General features: G+C 73.3%; 4 protein-coding genes. 2 read left to right on the top strand and 2 right to left on the bottom strand.

Translation table 11 applies throughout. The annotated features are described in order from the left end of the window. Together AOK24_RS31180 and AOK24_RS31175 are read left to right on the top strand one after the other, a co-directional pair. Positions 1–921 (top strand): hypothetical protein (locus AOK24_RS31180; protein ID WP_055723390.1); only part of this gene is annotated, 921 nt, incomplete at its 5' end. Between the two features lie 112 nt (positions 922–1033). Beyond that, positions 1034–1561 (top strand): DoxX family protein, encoded by a 528-nt coding sequence (locus AOK24_RS31175; protein ID WP_079057084.1) that lies wholly within the window; start codon positions 1034–1036, stop codon positions 1559–1561. Here AOK24_RS31175 and AOK24_RS31170 read toward each other — a convergent pair. Both AOK24_RS31170 and AOK24_RS31165 read right to left on the bottom strand, forming a co-directional pair. Continuing rightward, complete coding sequence (locus AOK24_RS31170) at positions 1558–1788, bottom strand: hypothetical protein (RefSeq protein WP_055723387.1); 231 nt, start codon at positions 1786–1788, stop codon at positions 1558–1560. The genes AOK24_RS31175 and AOK24_RS31170 overlap by 4 nt on opposite strands. After that, the gene (locus tag AOK24_RS31165; RefSeq protein ID WP_107104090.1) at positions 1775–3142 is read right to left on the bottom strand and encodes a PspC domain-containing protein; all 1368 of its coding nucleotides are present in this window, start codon (positions 3140–3142) and stop codon (positions 1775–1777) included. The genes AOK24_RS31170 and AOK24_RS31165 overlap by 14 nt, the downstream gene beginning before the upstream one ends. Between the last annotated feature and the right edge of the window lie 96 nt (positions 3143–3238).

Genomic DNA, 3238 nt, shown 5'->3' with positions numbered 1-3238 from the left:
GGGTGGAGCGGGGCGCGGACGGCGGGGCTGCTCGCTGCGGTCGTCGTGGCGGGTGCGCTGAGCGCCGCCGCCTGGTTCCACCGGGGTCGCGGCGGGGCGCTCGCGCCGGTCATAGGGGAGGACAACCGGCTGTCCACCTCCCGTGTCGTCGCCGGGAGTTGGGTGCTGGTCGTCGCGTACTCGGTGCTCGTGCTGGTGGGGGAGCTGGCCGGGGCGTCCGGGGCCGGTGAGCGGGACGCGTTGATCGACGGGCTCGATCTCGCGCGGGGCGCGGGCGTGGTGACCGTGCTCGCCGTCGTCTGCGGAATCGCCGTGCTGGTCAGGCGAGTTGTGGGGGTGCGGGTGCTGGCGCAGCGGTTGCAGAAGGTGCGGGCGCACCGGCCGCGCGCCGCCGATCTGCTGACCGACGACTCGGGGCGCGGGGCGTTCGCCGACATCCAGTACGTCGTGATCAGCGGGGTCGCCCTCGTGTTCACCTGCGTGCGGCTCGCCCGGCGGCCCGATCAACTGCCCGATCTGCCCTGGGGGTTGGCGCTGGTGGTGCTCGTGTCGGCGGGGACCTACCTCGCCGGGAAGTACGCCGAGGGCGGGCGGCCGGTGATCCTGTCCGTCGTCCGGTCCCGGGAGGCCGGTGACCTCGACGGGCCCATCCGCACCGGGGACGACATCGAGATCCGGGGCGCCGGATTCGTACCGCCCGGGGCGCAGAGCGCCGACCGGCTCGCCCGGATGGTCGTACGGGTGGGGGCCGTGCATGTGCACGTGCCGCTGGTGCCCGTCGTCGGGGGGTTCAGCAATCCGACCGACGCCGTGCTGACCGTGCCGGTGCCCGCCGAGGTGGAGCCCGGGCGGGTGGAGGTGCAGGTCGTGACCGCCGCCGGGGTGGAGACCGGGCGGTACGCGATCGACGTCGCCGAATAGCGCCCGCTGTCGCTTTGCTGTCAGTAACGGCCGACGGTGAGCCGTGGGCACCGGGCATCCGTATCGTCTGGTGAGGGGTGCACGGTGTGGTGGACGAGAGGCGGCGACGGCAATGGCTCACGGGATGCGTACGGATACCTACCCTTCCTCGGTCGGCGGCGGCGGGCAGGGCTGGCGTGACGTGGCGACGCGGTACGCGCTCGTACCGCTGCGGATCTTCCTCGGCGTGACGTTCATCTACGCCGGGCTCGACAAGCTCACCGACAGCGCGTTCATGAAGGACTCCGGCGCCGGGTCCCTCGGCGACACCATGCGCGCCGTACGGGACTCCTCGGCGATCCCCGCCCTCGTCGACCTGGCGCTGAAGAGCCCCGTCGGGTTCGGGTACGCCATCGCGCTCGGCGAACTCGCCGTCGGGATCGGCGCGTTGCTCGGGCTGCTGACGCGGATCGCCGCCCTCGGCGGACTGCTCATCTCGCTCAGCCTGTGGCTGACGGTCAGCTGGGCCTCGGACCCGTACTACTACGGCAACGACCTGCCCTACATGATGGCCTGGTTGCCGCTGGTGCTCGCCGGGGCGTCGGTGATGTCGGTCGACGCGCTGCTCAAGGAACGCCGACGGGCCTCCAGGGGCCTCTAGGGGGCCGGTTCCGCGGGAGCGCCGGGTCGTCGGGCCCGGCGCTTGCGTACCGTACGGGCCGTCGCCCCCGCCACGCCCGCGACCGCCAGGCCGAACATGACCAGCGGGAACATCGCGAACCACGGTGTCTCCCACAGGCCCCCGGCGTCGCCCGCGTAGAGCGCGCCCGCGAGGGTGAGGAAGAGGCCCGCGAACAGGCGGCCGGGGCGGAACTCATGACGCGGCACGGGACACCTCCAGCTGGCCGAGGCCCACGTGGACGTCGAGGTCCAGGGTGCCGGACGGGATCGTACCGGCGGGCGGCGTGAGGGTGAGGTCCTGGTGGCGTCCCGGCTGCACGTCCACGTCCTCCTTCTTGTCGTCCGGCAGTTGGATGTCCCCGAGACCCACCTCGGCGCTGAGCCGTACGGTCGTGCCCTGCGGGACGATCACGTGCAGCTTGCCCAGGCCCACGGTGACCTCGGTGGCGGCGGTGGAGCCCTTCGGCAGCGCCAGGGCCGTCAGGTCGAGGGTGCCCTTGCCCGTGCCGAGGTCGTACGAGCTCTGGAGCTGCGTGGCGGTCACCGGGCTCCAGGTCCGGTCCAGCCACTGCGTGGTGATGTTCTTCGGTACGGCCGCCGTCGCGGCGAGCAGGCCCGCCGTGACCAGGGCCAGGAAGAAGGAGCCCGCGCCCGTGCGGCCCAGGAACGAACTCACCGCGATGCCGAGGCCCAGCACGATCAGGGCCGCCGCCAGGCCCGCCTGGAGGGTCGTGCCCAGGGGGTGGTCGTCCCAGGTCAGGCGGGTGGTCAGGCCACCGGCGACCAGCGCGAGGAAGAACAGCCGGCCGCCGATCCAGCGGGGGCCGCGCCGGAGCTGGGCCGCCGTCGCGTGATGCCGGGGCTGATGGCGGTGCAGGGTGTGCAGGGAGTGCAGGCCGGGCCAGGAGAACGCGGGCGGGGTGGCGTCGGCGGGCTCGCTCGGGCCCCACAGGTAGCCGGTGCCCCCGTTGTGCGTGCCGTCCTTCACGATCGGGTCGCGCCACCAGGACGGCAGCGTCGCCGTGATCGGCGGGGCCTGCGGTTCCGGCGGGGCGTCGGCGGTGGCCTGCGCGGTCAGGGGGGCCGGGTCCGAGGTGTCGCGGTGCCGCGACCAGTAGCCCGCGCCCGCGAGGAACAGCGACAGGATCGCCGCGAACGTCAGGACGTCCCCGTTGCCCAGCATCGACAGGAAGATGCCGCAGCCGACCAGGGCGAACAGCACGGCGGCGAGCGCCTGCCCGTCGACCCGGCCCGTCAGCAGCCGGCGTACCTCGTTCTCGTCGTCGTCCGCGTACGGGACGAAGAGCCAGGCGAAGCCGTAGAAGATGAGGCCGACGCCGCCCGTCGCCGACAGCACGGCCAGGGTGATCCGGAAGATCACCGGGTCCATGTCGCACTGCCGCCCGAGGCCCGCGCAGACACCGGCGATGAGCTTGTGATCACGGTCGCGACGGAAGGCGAGGGGGGCGAGCGGGGCGGGCTTCTCTGCGGTGGTGGTGCCGGTGGCTTCGGGCGAGGCTGCGGCTCCCCCCGGGTTCGCGGCGGGTTCGTGATCGGCCATGGGTCCATGGTGGCGGGTCCGAGGGGGGTATGGGAGCCGGGAGGACCCTGGTCGGACCCTGATATCGGGCCCGGGGCGAGGCGGGGGGATCAGGGG

Source organism: Streptomyces niveiscabiei, from assembly GCF_001419795.1.
Lineage (GTDB): Bacteria > Actinomycetota > Actinomycetes > Streptomycetales > Streptomycetaceae > Streptomyces > Streptomyces niveiscabiei.
This window is presented reverse-complemented; position numbering and strand designations above follow the sequence as displayed.

Excerpts from the sequence above, each read along its gene's own strand:
- AOK24_RS31175 (WP_079057084.1), top strand. The coding sequence starts at position 1,034 with ATGGCTCACGGGATGCGTACGGATACCTACCCTTCCTCGGTCGGCGGC.
- AOK24_RS31165 (WP_107104090.1), bottom strand. The coding sequence starts at position 3,142 with ATGGCCGATCACGAACCCGCCGCGAACCCGGGGGGAGCCGCAGCCTCG.